Consider the following 1,812-nt stretch of genomic DNA (forward strand, 5'->3'; position numbering starts at 1 on the left):
AACAATGTCCGATGAAGGATTATTTTGAGATTATATAATGATTAATGGTTTAGTAATAAGTTATTGTTTGATGAATTATCATACTAGTTATTTATTTAATTTGATAATGAAATGAATAGTTTTAGATGGAATTTCTAATTGTGAAAAAATAGAGGGAAGCGAAAGCTTCCCTCTATTCAATTTTAGTGAATGTAAGGGGTTGAGTACTTAAAGTTGCAGGAACATGTAATTGAAGGATCGGAAACTCACCCTTCACATTCATTTCATAAGCGAATAAAAGTCCCATTTTCATTTGGAACAAAATAATTGATGCAGAAAAAATATCATAATGGTGGTGTTTTAGCTGGAACTCCATATCCAAAAATTGTACATGTAAGGAATTATCTTGTTTAAATACTTTTAGTCTTCCATAAGCAGGATGCTCAAAAGTTCCAGTATAGTCATCTAATGTATGAGAAGGAGTAGTCTCTTTTATTGCTTCAGGAAGTGATTCAGTTGTCTCTTTCATCATTTCTTTCATTTTTTCGCTATCTTCTACAGCACGTTCATGCCAGTCGATATATTCTAGTCCGAGAAGTTCGTCGTAAATATGCTTTGTAATATAAGTAGGAAGTAAAGTTTGTCCAGAATTTGTTAGCACGATTATACCGATATTTTCATTTGGCATGAATGACGCAAGTGCAGAAAACCCATCAATATTACCGCCGTGATGAATCATTTTATAACCGCGGTAAGCGCTAATAAACCAACCTAGTCCGTAGCTATTTAATGGTGATTCACTTGTTGATAACATTGGTTGATCCGGTATTGGAGTATGCGGTGTATACATTTCTTGGAGTAGTTCAGTAGAAATCAAATCATGATTTTCTCTTTTTCCTTCGTTTAAATGAAGCAGAACCCATTTTGCCATATCTTCAATGGTAGAGTTAATACATCCGGCAGCTCCAACTGTATCGATATTTCGGAATGGGATTTCTTTCATTTCACCATTTTCTTCAGCGTAAGGTAATGCATAATCATCTGTATTTTGTGAGTCTGTAACAGAGAAGTTTGTATGTCTCATATTTAAAGGTTCTAAAATATGTTCTGTAACGTATTGCTCCCACGTTTGATTCGTAATGTTTTCCACAATATAACTAATTGTCGCATACATTAAGTTGTTGTATAAAAATGCTGTGCGGAACGGTGCATCAAGTGATAAATGTTTTATTTTTTCTACGATATCTTTTCGAGATAAGGAAGAGCTGTACCAAAGAGCATCGTGACGACTTACCCCAGTACGATGAGAAGCTAAATCTCGTCCTGTAACTTGCGAGTTAGCGAGCATATCGGATAAAGAGAAGTTAGGTACGTAAGTTTGGACAGGAGTATCCCAATTAAACTTTTTTTGCTGTGCTAATAAGCTTAATGAAAGCGTACCGAATGCTTTCGTCGCAGAACCGATTGCGAATCGTGTCTGCGGAGTAACAGCCTCTTTTTTCTCTAGGTTACGATAGCCGAAACCTGCTGAAATAATGATCTCACCATCTTTTATAACAGCTACAGCAGTGCCAGGAACGTGTAAATCTTTCATCATCTCTTCGACCTTATGTTGTAACGTACTTAAAACAGGAGTTTTGATTTTAGACATGCTTCCAACCTCCAAATATAAATTTTATGTTCCGCACTATACTTTCTGTAATAGAAAAGTGAAAACCTTTTTTAATATTGAAAGTTAATAATTTTGTAAGAAATATTGAAAGAATTTTTATTAATTTGGATTATTAAATTCGCTGTTTTTCATGTTATGATAAATCTCATATAAGATTGAAA

The 1,812-nt window shown here is 34.1% G+C and carries 1 protein-coding gene; it reads right to left on the bottom strand.

What is annotated here, in order from left to right:
* Positions 1-172: 172 nt before the first annotated feature.
* Positions 173-1,630, bottom strand: a complete 1,458-nt coding sequence (locus KI356_RS26850) for a serine hydrolase (RefSeq protein WP_212936970.1) — start codon at positions 1,628-1,630, stop codon at positions 173-175.
* Between the last annotated feature and the right edge of the window lie 182 nt (positions 1,631-1,812).

Source organism: Bacillus hominis (assembly GCF_018332515.1).
Classification (GTDB): Bacteria; Bacillota; Bacilli; order Bacillales; family Bacillaceae_G; genus Bacillus_A; species Bacillus_A hominis.

Coding starts and splice junctions, on each gene's coding strand:
- KI356_RS26850 (WP_212936970.1), bottom strand. CDS start 1,630: ATGTCTAAAATCAAAACTCCTGTTTTAAGTACGTTACAACATAAGGTC.